14 protein-coding genes are annotated in these 14,287 nt (G+C 69.2%); 6 read left to right on the forward strand and 8 right to left on the reverse strand.

Translation table 11 applies throughout. From position 1 onward, the window contains the following. Nucleotides 1–68: 68 nt before the first annotated feature. Nucleotides 69–3,191, forward strand: a complete 3,123-nt coding sequence (gene polA / locus WDW90_RS06210) for a DNA polymerase I (protein WP_336486503.1) — start codon at nucleotides 69–71, stop codon at nucleotides 3,189–3,191. A gap of 17 nt (nucleotides 3,192–3,208) precedes the next feature. Here the strand turns inward: polA and WDW90_RS06215 are convergent, their stop codons facing one another. Further along, on the reverse strand, nucleotides 3,209–3,544 hold the full coding sequence (locus tag WDW90_RS06215) for a DUF6968 family protein (protein WP_336486451.1): 336 nt from the start codon (nucleotides 3,542–3,544) through the stop codon (nucleotides 3,209–3,211). Nucleotides 3,545–3,551: 7 nt separating this feature from the next. Continuing rightward, nucleotides 3,552–4,082 (reverse strand): hypothetical protein, encoded by a 531-nt coding sequence (locus WDW90_RS06220; protein ID WP_336486452.1) that lies wholly within the window; start codon nucleotides 4,080–4,082, stop codon nucleotides 3,552–3,554. Between WDW90_RS06220 and trhO the strand changes: the two genes are divergently transcribed. Together trhO and WDW90_RS06230 are read left to right on the forward strand one after the other, a co-directional pair. Beyond that, nucleotides 4,072–4,950 (forward strand): oxygen-dependent tRNA uridine(34) hydroxylase TrhO, encoded by an 879-nt coding sequence (gene trhO / locus WDW90_RS06225; protein ID WP_336486454.1) that lies wholly within the window; start codon nucleotides 4,072–4,074, stop codon nucleotides 4,948–4,950. The genes WDW90_RS06220 and trhO overlap by 11 nt on opposite strands. Further along, nucleotides 4,947–5,156, forward strand: a complete 210-nt coding sequence (locus WDW90_RS06230; RefSeq protein ID WP_336486455.1) for a SlyX family protein — start codon at nucleotides 4,947–4,949, stop codon at nucleotides 5,154–5,156. Before trhO ends, WDW90_RS06230 begins: the two co-directional genes overlap by 4 nt. Before the next feature lie 55 nt (nucleotides 5,157–5,211). Here the strand turns inward: WDW90_RS06230 and WDW90_RS06235 are convergent, their stop codons facing one another. Together WDW90_RS06235 and WDW90_RS06240 are read right to left on the reverse strand one after the other, a co-directional pair. Beyond that, nucleotides 5,212–6,645 carry an NAD-dependent succinate-semialdehyde dehydrogenase gene (locus tag WDW90_RS06235; protein WP_336486456.1) on the reverse strand — a complete coding sequence of 478 codons (1,434 nt, stop codon included), beginning with the start codon at nucleotides 6,643–6,645 and terminating at the stop codon, nucleotides 5,212–5,214. A 125-nt stretch (nucleotides 6,646–6,770) separates the two neighbouring features. Then, nucleotides 6,771–7,562: a class II glutamine amidotransferase gene (locus WDW90_RS06240; RefSeq protein ID WP_336486457.1), complete on the reverse strand. Its 792-nt coding sequence runs from the start codon at nucleotides 7,560–7,562 to the stop codon at nucleotides 6,771–6,773. A gap of 394 nt (nucleotides 7,563–7,956) precedes the next feature. Here WDW90_RS06240 and WDW90_RS06245 point away from each other — a divergent pair, with 394 nt between their 5' ends. After that, the gene (locus tag WDW90_RS06245; RefSeq protein ID WP_336486458.1) at nucleotides 7,957–8,349 is read left to right on the forward strand and encodes a response regulator; all 393 of its coding nucleotides are present in this window, start codon (nucleotides 7,957–7,959) and stop codon (nucleotides 8,347–8,349) included. A gap of 92 nt (nucleotides 8,350–8,441) precedes the next feature. On the opposite strand, the gene rpsU is transcribed toward WDW90_RS06245, so the two are convergent. Continuing rightward, entirely contained in the window at nucleotides 8,442–8,753 is a 312-nt protein-coding gene (rpsU, locus tag WDW90_RS06250; protein WP_336486459.1) for a 30S ribosomal protein S21, read from the reverse strand. Between the two features lie 295 nt (nucleotides 8,754–9,048). After that, nucleotides 9,049–10,263: a polyhydroxyalkanoate depolymerase gene (locus WDW90_RS06255; RefSeq protein WP_336486460.1), complete on the reverse strand. Its 1,215-nt coding sequence runs from the start codon at nucleotides 10,261–10,263 to the stop codon at nucleotides 9,049–9,051. A 385-nt stretch (nucleotides 10,264–10,648) separates the two neighbouring features. Here WDW90_RS06255 and WDW90_RS06260 point away from each other — a divergent pair, with 385 nt between their 5' ends. After that, nucleotides 10,649–11,305, forward strand: coding sequence for a glutathione S-transferase family protein (locus WDW90_RS06260; protein WP_336486461.1), 657 nt, complete (start codon nucleotides 10,649–10,651; stop codon nucleotides 11,303–11,305). 34 nt (nucleotides 11,306–11,339) lie between these two features. Here the strand turns inward: WDW90_RS06260 and WDW90_RS06265 are convergent, their stop codons facing one another. Together WDW90_RS06265 and WDW90_RS06270 are read right to left on the reverse strand one after the other, a co-directional pair. After that, the gene (locus tag WDW90_RS06265; protein WP_336486462.1) at nucleotides 11,340–12,743 is read right to left on the reverse strand and encodes an ATP-binding protein; all 1,404 of its coding nucleotides are present in this window, start codon (nucleotides 12,741–12,743) and stop codon (nucleotides 11,340–11,342) included. Further along, nucleotides 12,740–13,462 carry a response regulator gene (locus WDW90_RS06270; protein WP_336486463.1) on the reverse strand — a complete coding sequence of 241 codons (723 nt, stop codon included), beginning with the start codon at nucleotides 13,460–13,462 and terminating at the stop codon, nucleotides 12,740–12,742. The genes WDW90_RS06265 and WDW90_RS06270 overlap by 4 nt, the downstream gene beginning before the upstream one ends. 290 nt (nucleotides 13,463–13,752) lie before the next feature. On the opposite strand from WDW90_RS06270, the gene WDW90_RS06275 reads away from it, so the two are divergent. Then, complete coding sequence (locus tag WDW90_RS06275; protein WP_336486464.1) at nucleotides 13,753–14,031, forward strand: accessory factor UbiK family protein; 279 nt, start codon at nucleotides 13,753–13,755, stop codon at nucleotides 14,029–14,031. Nucleotides 14,032–14,287 lie beyond the last annotated feature (256 nt).

Here is a 14,287-nt window from a genome sequence, read left to right on the forward strand (position 1 = left end):
GGACGGGCCATTAGACAGGGAGCCTGCCCCCAACCGCCCATGACCGCCGAGCCATGACCGCCGAGACGATGACCGCCGAGACGATGACCGACACTGCCAAGCCCGTCGGCCCCGGCGATCAGGTTCTCCTGGTCGACGGTTCCTCCTTCATCTTCCGGGCCTATTTCCAGTCGATCAACCAGCCCGAGCGCTACAATTTCCGGCCCTCGGACGGGCTGCCGACCGGGGCCGTGCGGCTGTTCTGCGCCAAGATCGCCCAGTTCGTGCAGGAGGGGGCGGCGGGCGTCTGCCCGACCCATCTCGGCATCGTCTTCGACAAGTCCGAGGGTTCCTTCCGCAAGGAGATGTTTCCCGACTACAAGGGCCACCGCCCCGACGCACCGGACGACCTCAAGCGCCAGATGCCGCTGATGCGCGAGGCCGTGCGGGCCTTCGGCCTGCACGCCGTCGAGCTCGAGCGCTACGAGGCGGACGACCTGATCGCCACCTACGCCCGGCAGGCGGAGGCGCGGGGCGCCGGTGTCATCATCGTCTCCTCCGACAAGGACCTGATGCAGCTCGTCGGCCCCCTCGTGCGCTTCTACGACTTCGAGTCGGGCGCCAAGGGCAAGCCCGGCTACCGGCCCGAGCGCAACCTCGACGTCGAGGCCATCATCGCCAAGTGGGAGGGGCTGCAGCCGGGCCAGATCGGCGACGCGCTGGCGCTGATCGGCGACACCTCGGACAACGTGCCGGGCGTGCCCGGCATCGGCCTGAAGACCGCGGCCGCCCTCATCAAGGAGTTCGGCAGCCTGGAGGCGCTGCTCGAGCGGGCCGGCGAGATCAAGCAGCCGAAGCGCCGGGAGACGCTCCTCGCCAACATCGATCAGGCCCGGCTCTCCCGCCGCCTCGTGGCGCTGATGGAGGACGTGCCGGTGCCCGTCGGCCTCGACGAGCTGCGGCTGCCGAAGCCCGATCCAGAGCGCCTCGTCGGCTTCCTCAAGGCCATGGAGTTCAACACGCTGACGCGCCGCATCGCCCAGATGCTGCACGTCGACCCCGAGGCGGTGCGCCCCGACCCGAGCCTGCTGCCCGGAGGAACCCCCCACGCCTACGCCAACGCGGACGGCGGCAGCGACGCGGTGCCGTTCTTCGGCGACGTGCCGCCCGATCCGGAAGCCGCGGCCGGCGGCCTGGACCGGCCGGAGGGCGCCGCCCCGCCCCAGGTCGACCCCTTCGCCGATCTCGGCCTGCCGGACGAGGCGCCGAAGCCCCGCGCGCCGGCCGAGCCCGGTCCCTCGAACCTCGTCGCGGCGCGCGCGGCCGAGGCCGTGAAGCCCTTCGACACCGCCGCCTACGAGACGATCCTGTCGCTCGACCAGCTGGAAAGCTGGATTGCCGAGGCCGAGGAGGCGGGCATCGTCGCGGTCGATACCGAGACGGACGCGCTCGACGCCAACCGCGCCGGCCTCGTCGGCGTCTCGCTCGCGGTTGCGCCGGGACGCGCCGCCTACATCCCGCTCGCCCACCGCAAGGACGCGAAGGCGGGTGACCTGTTCGGCGACGGGGCGGCCGAGGCGGACGGGCTCCTGCCCGAGCAGGTCGACCTCGAGGCGGCGCTCAAGCTCCTGAAGCCGCTCCTCGAGAATCCCGGTGTCCTCAAGGTCGGCCAGAACCTCAAATACGACTGGCTCGTCCTCTCCCGCTACGGCATCGAGGTCTCGCCCTTCGACGATACGATGCTGATCTCCTACGTGCTCGATGCCGGCAAGGGCGGGCACGGCATGGACGAACTCGCCCGCCGCCATCTCGGCCACCAGCCCATCACCTTCTCGGACGTGGCGGGCACGGGCCGGGCCAAGGTGAGCTTCGACAAGGTGCCGCTCGACAAGGCCACCGCCTACGCGGCCGAGGACGCCGACGTGACCCTGCGGCTCTGGCGGATGATGAAGCCGCGGCTCGTGGCCGAGCGGCGCGTCGCGGTCTACGAGACGCTGGAGCGTCCGCTGCTTCCCGTCGTCGCCCGCATGGAGCGCCAGGGCATCCGGGTCGACCGCAACATGCTGAGCCGGCTCTCGGGCGACTTCGCCCAGACCCTGGCGCGGCTCGAGGAGGAGATCCAGGAGGACGCAGGGGAAAAGTTCTCGGTCTCCTCGCCGAAGCAGATCGGCGACATCCTGTTCGGCAAGATGGGCCTGCCCGGCGCCAAGAAGACGCCTTCGGGTCAGTGGGCGACGCCCGCGACGCTCTTGGAGGAGCTCGCCCAGGCCGGGCACGAGCTCCCGAAGAAGATCCTCGAATACCGCCAGCTCTCGAAGCTGAAATCGACCTACACGGATTCGCTGCAGGAGCACGCCGACCGCCGCACGGACCGGGTCCACACCTCGTTCTCGCTCGCCGCCACCACCACGGGCCGGCTCTCCTCCTCCGACCCGAACCTGCAGAACATCCCGATCCGGACGGAAGAGGGCCGGCGCATCCGCCGCGCCTTCGTGGCGGCCGAGGGCAACAAGCTGATCTCGGCCGACTACTCGCAGATCGAGTTGCGGCTCCTCGCCCACATCGCCGACATCCCGCAATTGCGCCAGGCCTTCGAGGACGGCATCGACATCCATGCGGCCACCGCCTCCGCGATGTTCGGCGTGCCGTTGACCGAGATGACGCCGGACCTGCGGCGTCGGGCCAAGACCATCAATTTCGGCATCATCTACGGCATCTCGGCCTTCGGCCTCGCCGACCGGCTCGGCATCCCGCAGACGGAAGCCGCGGCCTTCATCAAGCAGTATTTCGAGCGCTTCCCCGGCATCCGCGCCTATATCGACGACACCAAGCGCTTCTGCCGGGACAAGGGCTACGTGACGACCCTGTTCGGCCGCGTCTGCCACTACCCGCAGATCCGCTCGAACAACCCGCAGGAGCGGGCGAGCGTGGAGCGCCAGGCGATCAACGCCCCGATCCAGGGCACGGCGGCCGACATCATCCGCCGCGCCATGACCCGGATGGAGGGGGCGCTGGCGGCGGAAAAGCTCAACGTGCGCATGCTCCTGCAGGTGCACGACGAGCTCGTCTTCGAGGCGCCGGAGGACGAGGTGGGGCGGGCGCTCCCTGTGATTTCACGGGTGATGGAAGAGGCCCCGCATCCGGGCATCACGCTCCGGGTGCCGCTGGCGGTGGAGGCGCGGGCGGCGGGGAACTGGGAGGAGGCGCATTGATGCGGGACACCTAAAGATCAACCTTCGAACACATTGTCGGTTCCAACTAGAAGATCGCATCCATCTTTAGGTATTGGGAAGCCATATCCATTATTTGGGCTTTCCCAGTATAGATTACCGGTTTGATGGTATTTGCTCATATATATATCTATACCAATCTTTTGTAATGCGAGGTGGAGTGCCTGAACCGAGTCAATTCCTGCTGCAAAGCTCTTGCGAGGGTGGTCTGGCCAATCAATTTCATAATGACAAACCCATGAACTGCCATCCGATTCTGGTATAGATATTTTTATCGATATAGCCTTTTTTGCGTTTGATTCCAGGAAGTAGATAATTCGCTCTGCAATAATCATTTGACGCTCAATAGTTTAGGGGCGGAATCGGATTGCCTCTTTCGCAAGCGATTAGGCTGACCATCGCTTGGGCATAACAACTTCTAAGACCCACCATCCTGCACTGAAAAATATCTCTTTTGTATTGATCATCGCAAAACTCTTGGCTGCTATTGTTAATATTCTGCGGCTTGATCGAACCCATCGAGTCGATCTCGGCGCTTTCTGTAGGATCGCCGACGCTTATCCATTGTCCGCCATCAGCTTGCCCTGCAGGAGCGCGAGGTTGATCAGGAGTATAATCCTTGAAAAGTAAGAGAAGTCGATTTATACTAATTTGTAAATCAACAGCATCTAATTCCGACCTAATTCCAATTATATCTTGATCATAGCGATGCGACATTTGCTTTTTCCAGAAGGCGATTTCCAGTGCGATATCCCACTTCGCTCCTATGTCATGAATACATTCCTTAAGGGAGTTGCTGAGCCAATGTTCCGCTTGGAGACCAGGGTCGCAATCAATTACATGAAGGGCTAAACCCCGCCCGATGACCCACACCGTTGCCGCCCTCTACCAGTTCACGCCGCTGCCCGACGCGGACAGCTTGGTCGGGCCACTCCAGGCGCTCTGCGACGGGCTGAGGCTCACCGGCACGCTGCTCCTCGCCCGCGAGGGCATCAACGGCACGGTGGCGGGCGAGGGCGCCGCCATCGACGCCTTCCTCGCCGCGCTCCGCACCGGCCCGCTCCTCGGCGGCCGGCTCGACGCGCTCGAATGCAAGCTGTCGCGGGCGGAGGCGCCGCCCTTCCGGCGCATGAAGGTGAAGCTGAAGCCCGAGATCGTCACCTTCGACGCCGGCGCCACCGACCCGACCGGGGATGTCGGCAACCGGGTCGCGCCCGAGGACTGGAACGCGCTGCTCGACCGGCCGGGATTGCGCCTCGTCGACACCCGCAACGCCTTCGAGGTGGCGCTCGGCAGCTTCGCGGGCGCGGAGGACCCGGGGCTCGCCCGCTTCAGCGATTTCCGCGCCTACGCGGATGCCCTCGATCCGGCCGACCAGCCCGAGATCGCCCTGTTCTGCACCGGCGGCATCCGCTGCGAGAAGGCCGGCGCGTATCTCAGGGGCAGGGGATTCGCGACAGTGCACCTCCTGCAGGGCGGCATCCTCAAGTATCTGGAGACCGTTCCGGAGGCCGAGAGCCGCTGGCGCGGCGACTGCTTCGTGTTCGACGGCCGCATCGCGCTGGGCCACGGCCTCGGCGAGCGGCCCGACCACCCGCCGGAGGCTCTGCGATCCCCGCCGGGGGCCATCCCATCCCTGCCGGAGGCTCAGCTTGCCCTGCCGGAGGCTCAGCTTGCCCTGCCGGGGGCTCAGCTTGCCCTGCCGGGGGATCGGCTTGCCCTGCCGGGGGATCGGCGATGACCGACGACAGCGCCCGCATCGACCGCCTGGAGATGCGGCTGACCGAGCAGGACGCGGTGATCGAGGACCTGAACCGGACCATCACCGAGCAGTGGCGGATCATCGACCGGCTCAGCCGTCAGGTCGCGGCCCTGACCGCGCAGGTCGAGGAAGCCGCCGCGCGGGTCGATCCGCGCGCGCCGGAGCCGCCGCCGCCGCATTACTGATGGGGCTCGGCCCCGGCCGGATCCGGGCGGAGCGGGCCGCCCGCGACCGCGGGGCTCAGGCGCCTGCCTGGCTGACGAACTTCGTCACGAGGTAGCCCTCGAGCGCCTCGGCGCCGCCCTCGCTGCCGTAGCCCGAATCCTTGACGCCGCCGAAGGGCGTCTCGGGCACCGCGAGGCCGTGGTGGTTGATGCCGAGCATGCCGCTCTCGATCCGGGCCGCGACCTTGGCGGCGCGCTCGGCCGAGCGGGTATAGGCGTAGGCCGCGAGCCCGTAGGGCAGGCGGTTGGCTTCCGCGAGCGCGGCCTCGTCGTCCCTGAAGCGCTGCACCGCCGCGACCGGTCCGAACGGCTCCTCGTTCATGATGCGGGCCGAGAGCGGCACGTCGGTGAAGACGGTCGGCTCGAAGAAGTTGCCCCGGTTACCGATGCGCTTGCCGCCGGTGCGCAGGGTCGCGCCCTGCGCGGTCGCGTCGGCGGTGAGCGCCTCCATGGCGTCGAGCCGGCGCCCGTGGATCAGCGGGCCCATCTTGCTGTCCGGATCGAGCCCGTCGCCGACCTTCAGCCCCTCGGCGAGCGACACGAACCCGTCGACGAAGCGGTCGAACACGCTCTCGTGGACGAGGAAGCGGGTCGGCGCGACGCAGACCTGGCCGGCATTGCGGAACTTGTTGGCGCCGAGCACCGAGACCGCCTTCTCGACGTCGGCATCCTCGAACACGATGGCGGGCGCGTGCCCGCCGAGCTCCATCGTCACCCGCTTCATGTGGCGGCCCGCGAGCGCGGCGAGCTCCTTGCCGACCGCGGTCGAGCCCGTGAACGAGATCTTCCGGATGACGGGGTGCGGGATCAGGTAGGACGAGATCGCGGCCGGGTCGCCGAAGACGAGGGAGAGCGCGTCGCCCGGCACGCCGGCGTCGAGATAGGCCCGCACGAGGGCGGCGCAGGAGGCCGGCGTGTCCTCCGCGCCCTTCAGGATCACCGAGCAGCCCGTGCAGAGGGCGGCCGCGATCTTGCGCACGGCCTGGTTGATCGGGAAGTTCCAGGGGGTGAAGCAGGCGACCGGCCCGACGGGCTCGCGCACCACGAACTGCATCACGCCGTCCTGGCGGGCCGGGATGACGCGCCCGTATGTCCGCTTGCCCTCTTCCGCGAACCAGTCGGTGACGTCGGCGGCGATCTGCGTCTCCATCCGCGCCTCGGCGAGCGGCTTGCCCTGCTCCAGCGTCATGGTGCGGGCGATGTCCTCGACCCGCTCCCGCAGCAGGTCGGCGGCGCGCCGCAGGATCTTCGAGCGCTCGATCGGCGAGACCTTGCGCCAGGCGGCGAAACCCCGCTCGGCCGCCTCGAGCGCCCGATCGAGATCCTGGCGCGTCGCGACGGCGAGCTGCCCGATGGTCTCGCCGCTGGCCGGGTTCAGGATCGGCAGCCGCTCACCCGCGGAGCCTGCCGACCACGTGCCGGCGATGTGCAGATCGACATCCGGATACATGAAGCGCGATCATCCCTGCTCGGCCGGCGCCCGTCGCCGGCAGGGCGCGTTGTCGGCCCTTCGCGGCCCGGGAGCAAGCGCCGTCCGGGCATGGATCGCCGTGCGTGAGACCGGCGCGCCGCCGCTCAGGCCGCGATCCGCTCCGGCATCGCATCCGGGCCGAGCACGCGGGCGCGTTCGCCGCGCCGCGCCTGCAGGGTGCCGCCCTTCGGAACCACCTGCCAGCCCTCGCGGCAGCCGTCGATGGGCTCCGAGACCACGATGAGGCCGGCCTCGGTCTCGCGGTAGTAGAGGCTCGGCGGACGCCCGTCGCAGGCCCAGCGGAAGGCGGTCAGGCTGTCGCCGTCGGTGAGGAGGGCGGTGAAGCGCAGGGGCTCGGTGATGCCGGCCGCCTGCATCAGGTCGCGCACGGTGGCGAGCGTCTCGGCCATGGCGGCGATCGGCCGCTCGATCAGGCCGTTGCCGAGTGCCAGGAGGAAGATCGCCTCGGAATCGGTGGTGCCGCGGCGCCCGTCGTAGAGCGCGTCCGGGATCAGGGCCTCGAGCCGGCGCTTGATCCGGTGATAGCCGCCGATCTGGCCGTTATGCATGAACATATGCCGGCCGTGCACGAAGGGGTGGCAGTTCGCCCGCGTCGTCGCCGTGCCGGTCGAGGCGCGCACATGCGCGAAGAAGGTGCGGGCGCGGACCTGCTGACAGAGATTGACCAGGTTCTCGTCGGACCAGGCCGGTGAGACGTCCCGATAGATGCCGGGATCGGGCCTGTCGCCGTACCAGCCGATGCCGAAGCCGTCGCCGTTCGTCTCGGTCTTCGCCTCGGAGGCGTGGAGGGATTGGTGCACCAGCGAGTGCGTGGGTGCGCAGACGAGGTCGGAGAGGAAGACCGGATCACCGCTATAGGCGAGGAAACGGCACATGGCTGACTGATACCCCCTGACGATCGCGCGGCGGGCTCTCGCGGCTCGCCTAGCAAGCCGTGTTCCGTTCGCGAGAGCACGCCGTCACCGGACTGTAACACTCAGGCTTGCGCGGTGAACAGTTCGTTAATGCACCGCAACATGCCCCGACTTTGAGCGTATCCGCCGAGTTCGCTCAAGCGATGGCCAAGTGATGGCAGGTTCGCGGAAGGCGCGAAGAAGCGGGTGGATCAGGCCCGGAGCCGCGCGTCGCCTGAAAAACAGGCATGCGTGCGGGACCGAACCGGACTCTTGCCCGTTGACGCAGGCCGGCGCAGCATCTCCGCCGGAGCAGCGGCCCGATTCGTGGCCGCGCCCTCAGGCATCACACCGATCATCCGGATAAGGAGGCTTCATGGGCCAAGCTCTGCCCGACTGTCCCGTCGCACTCGTGGTCGAGGACGACGCCGCGGTCCGCAACCTCGCTGCGGCCGTCCTCGAGGAGACGGATCTCGACGTGATCGCTTGCGAGAGCGCCGAGGCGGCGATCTCCGTGCTGGAGCGCGCCGACGTCAACGTCGCCCTGCTCTTCGCCGACGTGCGCCTGCCCGGCGCCATGGACGGGATCTCGCTCGCCCGCACCGTCGAGCAGCGCTGGCCGGAGGTGCGGGTGATCGTCACCTCGGGCTACGACGAGGGCCGCAACGCGCGGATGCCCGAGCACGCCGTGTTCATGCAGAAGCCCTGGCGCGCGTTCGACGTGCTGGTCCAGGCCGAGCACGCCACCGTCGCCGCGCGCGCGGCGTGACCGGCCGCTGAACGCGAAAAGGCCCGTGCCGCGGTGAGCGGCCGGGCCTGTTCGGAGCCGGCGGGGCTGCCGGAGACCGGCAGCGGGGCGTCTCAGGACGCGGCGGCGGGGGCCTGCTGCGGCGCAGCCGGGCTCGCGGAGGGCATGCCGGGACGACGCGGGCCGCCGGCGCCGAAGCGGGGCTTCGGCTTCGGAGCGGCGATCAGACCCTCGCGGATCGCGGTCTTGCGGGCCTGCTTGCGGGCGCGGCGGACGGCCTCGGCCTTCTCGCGCGCCTTGCGCACGGACGGCTTCTCGTAAGCCTTGCGCTGCTTCATCTCACGGAAGATGCCTTCGCGCTGCATCTTCTTCTTGAGGACGCGGAGCGCCTGATCGACGTTGTTGTCGCGAACGAGTACCTGCAACGGTCTTGATCCTCTAGAACGATCTGTTTCGGTTCGCGCCCGGCCCGAGCCCCCTTGTACGGGGAAACCGACAAACGCCCCTGGCCCGGGAAATCCCGGGAGGGACGTCGATCGAACAGTCTCGAATCGGCGCGTAAAACGACACCTGGGGCAGGCTCATACACGATGCCGGGTCGACTTCCAACCGGGTGTGCGGCCGGAACGCGCGCGATCCCGGGACGCGGCCGCCAAGCCACACTCGCCAAGCCACACTCGCCGGACGCCGCCGGCGACCTCCGATCGACCGGGTCTCGCCTCAGTTGTGGGACTGGATGAAGTTGCGCACGAGCGGGTAGGTCTGCGCCTCCCATCTGCGGCCCGAGAACACGCCGTAATGGCCGACGCCGGCCTGCAGGTGATGGCTTTTCATGTGGGGGGGCAGGCTGGTGCAGAGATCGTGGGCCGCCATGGTCTGCCCCACGGCGCAGATGTCGTCGCGCTCGCCCTCGACCGTCATCAGGGCCGTGCGCCGGACCGCCCGCATGTCGAGCGGGTTGCCCCGGTAGGTGAGCTCGTTCTTGGCGAGCGTGTAGTCCTGGAAGACCGTCTTCACGGTCTCGAGGTAGAACTCGGCCGGCAAATCGAGCACCGCGAAATACTCGTCATAGAAGGTCTCGATCGCCCGCGCCTTCTCGGTCTCGCCATGGGCGAGGTGCCAGAACAGGTCCGCATGGCCCTGCATATGACGCCTGGCGTTCATCGACAGGAAGGCCGAGACCTGCACGAAGCCCGGATAGACACGGCGACCCGCGCCCTTGTGGCGGCGCGGCACGGTCGCGATCAGGTTCTGCTCGAACCACGTGATCGGCTTCGAGGTGGCGAGCTCGTTCACCGCGGTCGGGCTGATGCGGCAATCGACCGGGCCGGCCATCAGCGTCATGCTGCGGGGGGCCGCCGGGTTCCGGGTCTGCGCCATCACCGCCGAGGCCACCAGGGCCTGCACCGCCGGCTGGCAGACCGCGAGGAGGTGCGAGCCCTCGCCCATCGTCTCGAGGAACTGCACGAGATGGTCGACGTAATCGTCGAAGCCGAAGGGCCCGGCCGAGACCGGCACGTCGCGGGCATTGTGCCAGTCGGTGATGTAGACGTCGTGGTCGGGCAGCAGGGTGCGGACGGTCCCGCGCAGGAGCGTCGCGAAATGGCCCGAGAGCGGCGCCACCACCAGCACCTTTGGCTGCTCGGAGGCGATGTCCTTGCGGAAGCGCAGGAGCGTCCCGAACGGCGTGGCGAGCACCGGCTCCTCGGTCACCGGCACGTCGCGGTTCCCGACCGGCACGGCATCGATCCCGTAGGCCGGCCGGCTGAAGGAGAGCCCGGCCCGCATCATCATGCGGGCGCCCGCCGACCACCAGTTCACGGGCTCGCGGTAGCCGGCCTGCGTCCACGGCGAGATCGCGTCGTGGAGGACGCGCCCCCAGGCCCGGGTCTGCTCGGCGAGGTCGGATTGCACCTCGAAGGCGTCGTACAGCATCGGGCGGGCTCGCATGCACGATCGGCCCGACGACGGGGCGCTCACGGCTGAAGGAGTGGGCAGCCACGCCTCTGTGCGCTGCATATTCATTGCGCGCTAAGGATTAGCCGGGCGCGGAAACGTCGCAACAGGCCAAAAGTACGAGGCCGGGGGATAGTGGTTCTGGCGCATCACCCGACATCCGACTGCACGTCCCGTGCCATGGTCCGTTCCGGGCACCGTGCCCGGAATGGTTGAGCTTGCAACGTTTCAGACCTGCTGATCCTGTCAAGGCCGATCGCCGCCGCCGTGGATCCCGCCTGGGGATGCCGGGGTTTGCGGCATCACCCGCGGCACGAGTCTTGGATCGGGCCCGGACAAGGAACACCGATCCGAGGGGACCACGATGGCCGCGGCGACGCTCACGATCTCGAGCCGGAACTACTCGTCGTGGTCGCTGCGCGGATGGCTGATCTGCCGGATGGCCGGGCTCGATTTCGAGACGGAGGTTCTGTCGGGCGCCGACGCCTCGACCCGCGCGGAGCTCCTGCACCTCTCGCCCTCGTTCCTGGTGCCGCGCCTGCGCCACGGAGACGTGGTCGTCTGGGACACCCTGGCCATCGCGGAATATCTCAACGAGACCGTCCCGCGGGCGGGCTTCCTGCCCGAGGACGCGGTCGCGCGCGCGCATTGCCGGTCGATCTCGGGCGAGATGCACGGCGGGTTCATCAACCTGCGCTCGGCCCTGCCGATGAACCTCCGGGCGCATCACCCGCACTTCAGGATCTTCAACGGCGCCCGGGGCGACATCGACCGGATCGTGGCGATCTTCGACGCGTGCCTCGGCCGCACCGACGGACCCTATCTGTTCGGCGCGCGCCCGAGCCTCGCCGACGCCATGTACGCGCCGGTCTGCACGCGCTTCCGCACCTACGACGTGTCGCTGCCGCCGTTCGCCGCCGCCTACCGCGACCTGATCCTGTCCTGGCCGCTGATGACCGAGTGGGCGGAGGACGCCGCGCGCGAGCCCGAGGAGATCGAGGAGCTCGACATGGAATTCTGATGCGGCATCCGTCCGATCGAAGCGGACGTCGGGTTCACTCGGCCGCCTGGGCCGGTGGAGGGGGCTCGACGGACGGGGCCGGCGCGCCCTGCGCGGCCAGCGGCAGCTCGATGCGCGCGCTGAGCCCGCCCTCCGGGCGGTTCGTCAGGGTCAGGCGCCCGTTATGGGCCTCCACGATGGCGAGCACGATCGAGAGGCCGAGGCCGAAGCCGCTCGCCTCGTTGAGGTTGCGGGCGCGGTCGCCCCGCACGAAGGGCTGGAGCATGGCGTCCCGCTCGGCCTCCGCGATGCCGGGTCCGGGATCGCGGACCTCGACGGCGATCCCGCGCGGGGTCGCCTCCATGCGCAGCACCGCCGCGCCGCCGTACTTCACGGCATTGTCCACGAGATTGGTGACCGCCCGCTGCAGCTCGTCGGGGCGGCCCCGCACCAGCACGTGGCGGCTGCACGCGACGCGCACATCCGCGCCGACATCGCTGAAGCCGTCGCAGACCGTCTGCACCACGGAGGCGAGGTCGACGAGGGCGGTCGTGCCGGCCGCGCCGCCCTGGCCGTCGCGCACGAAGGAGAGAGCGGCCTCGACGAGGCCGTTCATCTGGTCGAGGTCCCGCAGCATCATGGTGCGGGCATGGTCGTCCTCGATGAATTCCGCGCGCAGGCGCAGCCGGGTGATCGGGGTGCGCAGGTCGTGGCTGATCGCCGCGAGCATCTGGGTGCGGTCGTCGATCAGGCGCCGCACCCGCTCGCGCATCCGGTCGAGCGCGCGCGAGACCGCGAGCACCTCCTCGGGCCCGCGCTGGGGCAGCGCCATGCGGTCGTTGCGCGTGCCGAAGGCCTCGGCCGCGCTCGCGAGCCGCGCGAGCGGCGCCGTGAGCGCCCGCGTCGCCCAAACCGAGAGCAGCGCGAGCGTCAGGCCAAGGAACACGAAGGTGAAGATGATCGCACCCTGCTTCGGGGGGCGCAGGGGATCGTCGGGCAGGCTGGCCTGGAAGGTCGCGCCCCCCGGCGTCGTGATGCCGAGGCGCAGCAGGCCCGGCGCGGCCGCGGCCGGCAGGTTCGTGATGGCGAGGGGCCGGCCGAAGCCGTCGCGCAGGCGCTGCACCACCGGGTGGGCGGCGAGCGCCGTCTCGGTGCTCGCCGCGGCGCCGTCCCAGGGCGCGATGCGCAGGGTCGGCAGCGTGCCGGCGGCGCCGCGCAGGATCGCCGGGCGCTCGCCGGGCTCCGCCGCGTCGAGGAGGCGCGTCACCGTGGCGAGGCGGTTGGCGGCGACGCCCGGATGGTCGTCCGGGCGCCAGGGCTCGCGCAGCAGCACGAAGGCCAGCGTCGCGACGGCGTGCGCCACCACGATCGCCGCGACGACGAGGAGCGCGATCTGACCCGCGACGCTGCGGGGCCGCAGGCGGGCGAGGAGACGCGCCAGCGCGGGGTGAGCGCTCATGAGCGGGTCACCTCCGGGGTGAACAGGTAGCCGCCCGAGCGGATCGTGCGGATGATCTCGGGGTTGCGTGAATCCTGCTCGATCTTCTGGCGGATCCGGCTCACCAGGACGTCGATGCTGCGCTCGAACGGCCCGGCCGCCCGGCCCTGCGTCAGGTCGAGGAGCTGGTCCCGCGAGAGCACCCGCCCCGGCCGCAGGCAGAGGGCGTGCAGCAGGTCGAACTCGGCGCCCGTGATCGCGATGCGCGCGCCCTCCGGGCTCAGCACCTGCCTGAGCGAGACGTCGAGGGTCCAGCCCCCGAAGTGCAGCCGGCGCGTCCCGTCCTCGCTCGGCGCCTCCGCTGCCGCGCCCCGGCGCAGAATCGCCCGGATCCGCGCCAGGAGCTCGCGCGGGTTGAAGGGCTTGGCAAGGTAATCGTCGGCGCCGAGTTCGAGCCCGACGATGCGGTCGATCTCCTCGGCCTTGGCGGTCAGCATCAGGATCGGGATCGTCGAGGACCTGCGCAGGCGGCGGCACAGGCTGAGCCCGTCCTCGCCCGGCAGCATCAGGTCGAGCACGATCAGGTCCACGCGGGCATCGGACAGCATGCGGTCCATCTCCCGGCCGTCTCCCGCGAGGCTGACCCGGCACTCGTTCGCCCGCAGGTAGCGGGCGACGAGGGCGCTGATCTCGCGGTCGTCCTCGACGAGGAGGATATGGGGCGTCGGGTTCGTCGTCATCGGCCGGATTTGTCAAGTCTCGATCGGCGGTTATGCCCTGCGTCGGCAATCATTCGAACCCCGGGGCGGCGCCTGAATTGTAACAGGCTGTTTCCCGCACGCATTCACGACACAACCCGCAACGCAAGCGGGGCCGCCTGTGGAAAGCGCGTCGTCCGCGCCCGGCCGCATTGCCGCCGAGTCCGCAGATTCCTATGTCCGACCGAGCCGCGCCGAATCACCCCGGCGCATCGCCGGATCGGCGAGCTCATCAGGGCGCAACGGTGCGCGCCCGACCCCGGGAGACGAGGATGCAGACCTCAAACCGCCTGTTCGACGACTTCGCCCGCATCATGACCGACGCCGCCGGTGCGGCCCAGGGCGTCCGGCGCGAGGCCGAGACGATGGTCCGCGGGCAGATCGAGCGCCTGATCCGCGACATGGACATCGCCTCGCGCGAGGAGGTGGACGTGCTGCGCGACCTCGTCACGACCCTGCGCACCCAGAACGACGCGCTCGCCGCCCGCGTCACCGCCCTCGAGGCGAAGCTCGGGCCGGAGGCGGGCGCCGGCACCACGGAAGCCGTCTGAGGGCGAGGCCGTTCGGTCCGGGTCCCGCGCTCCGCGAGAGGGCTCGGAGCGCGTCGAGGATTGTGCACAGGAAGCAGCGGTGGATAGCCGGTTTCCTGTTCACCGGCCCCGACCCCCGCTTTGAATCGCGAGTCCGGGGCGGTCTATAGTCGGAAGCGAACTGATTCGCCCGAGTACGCCGATGACCGCGAACGCCTAAGCTTTCACCGCAATTCTCTGGACCTTGCCGGTCCGGTCTTTACCTTTCTGCGGTGCG

Origin of the sequence: Methylobacterium nigriterrae, from assembly GCF_037106235.1 — a bacterium.
Lineage (GTDB): Bacteria > Pseudomonadota > Alphaproteobacteria > Rhizobiales > Beijerinckiaceae > Methylobacterium > Methylobacterium nigriterrae.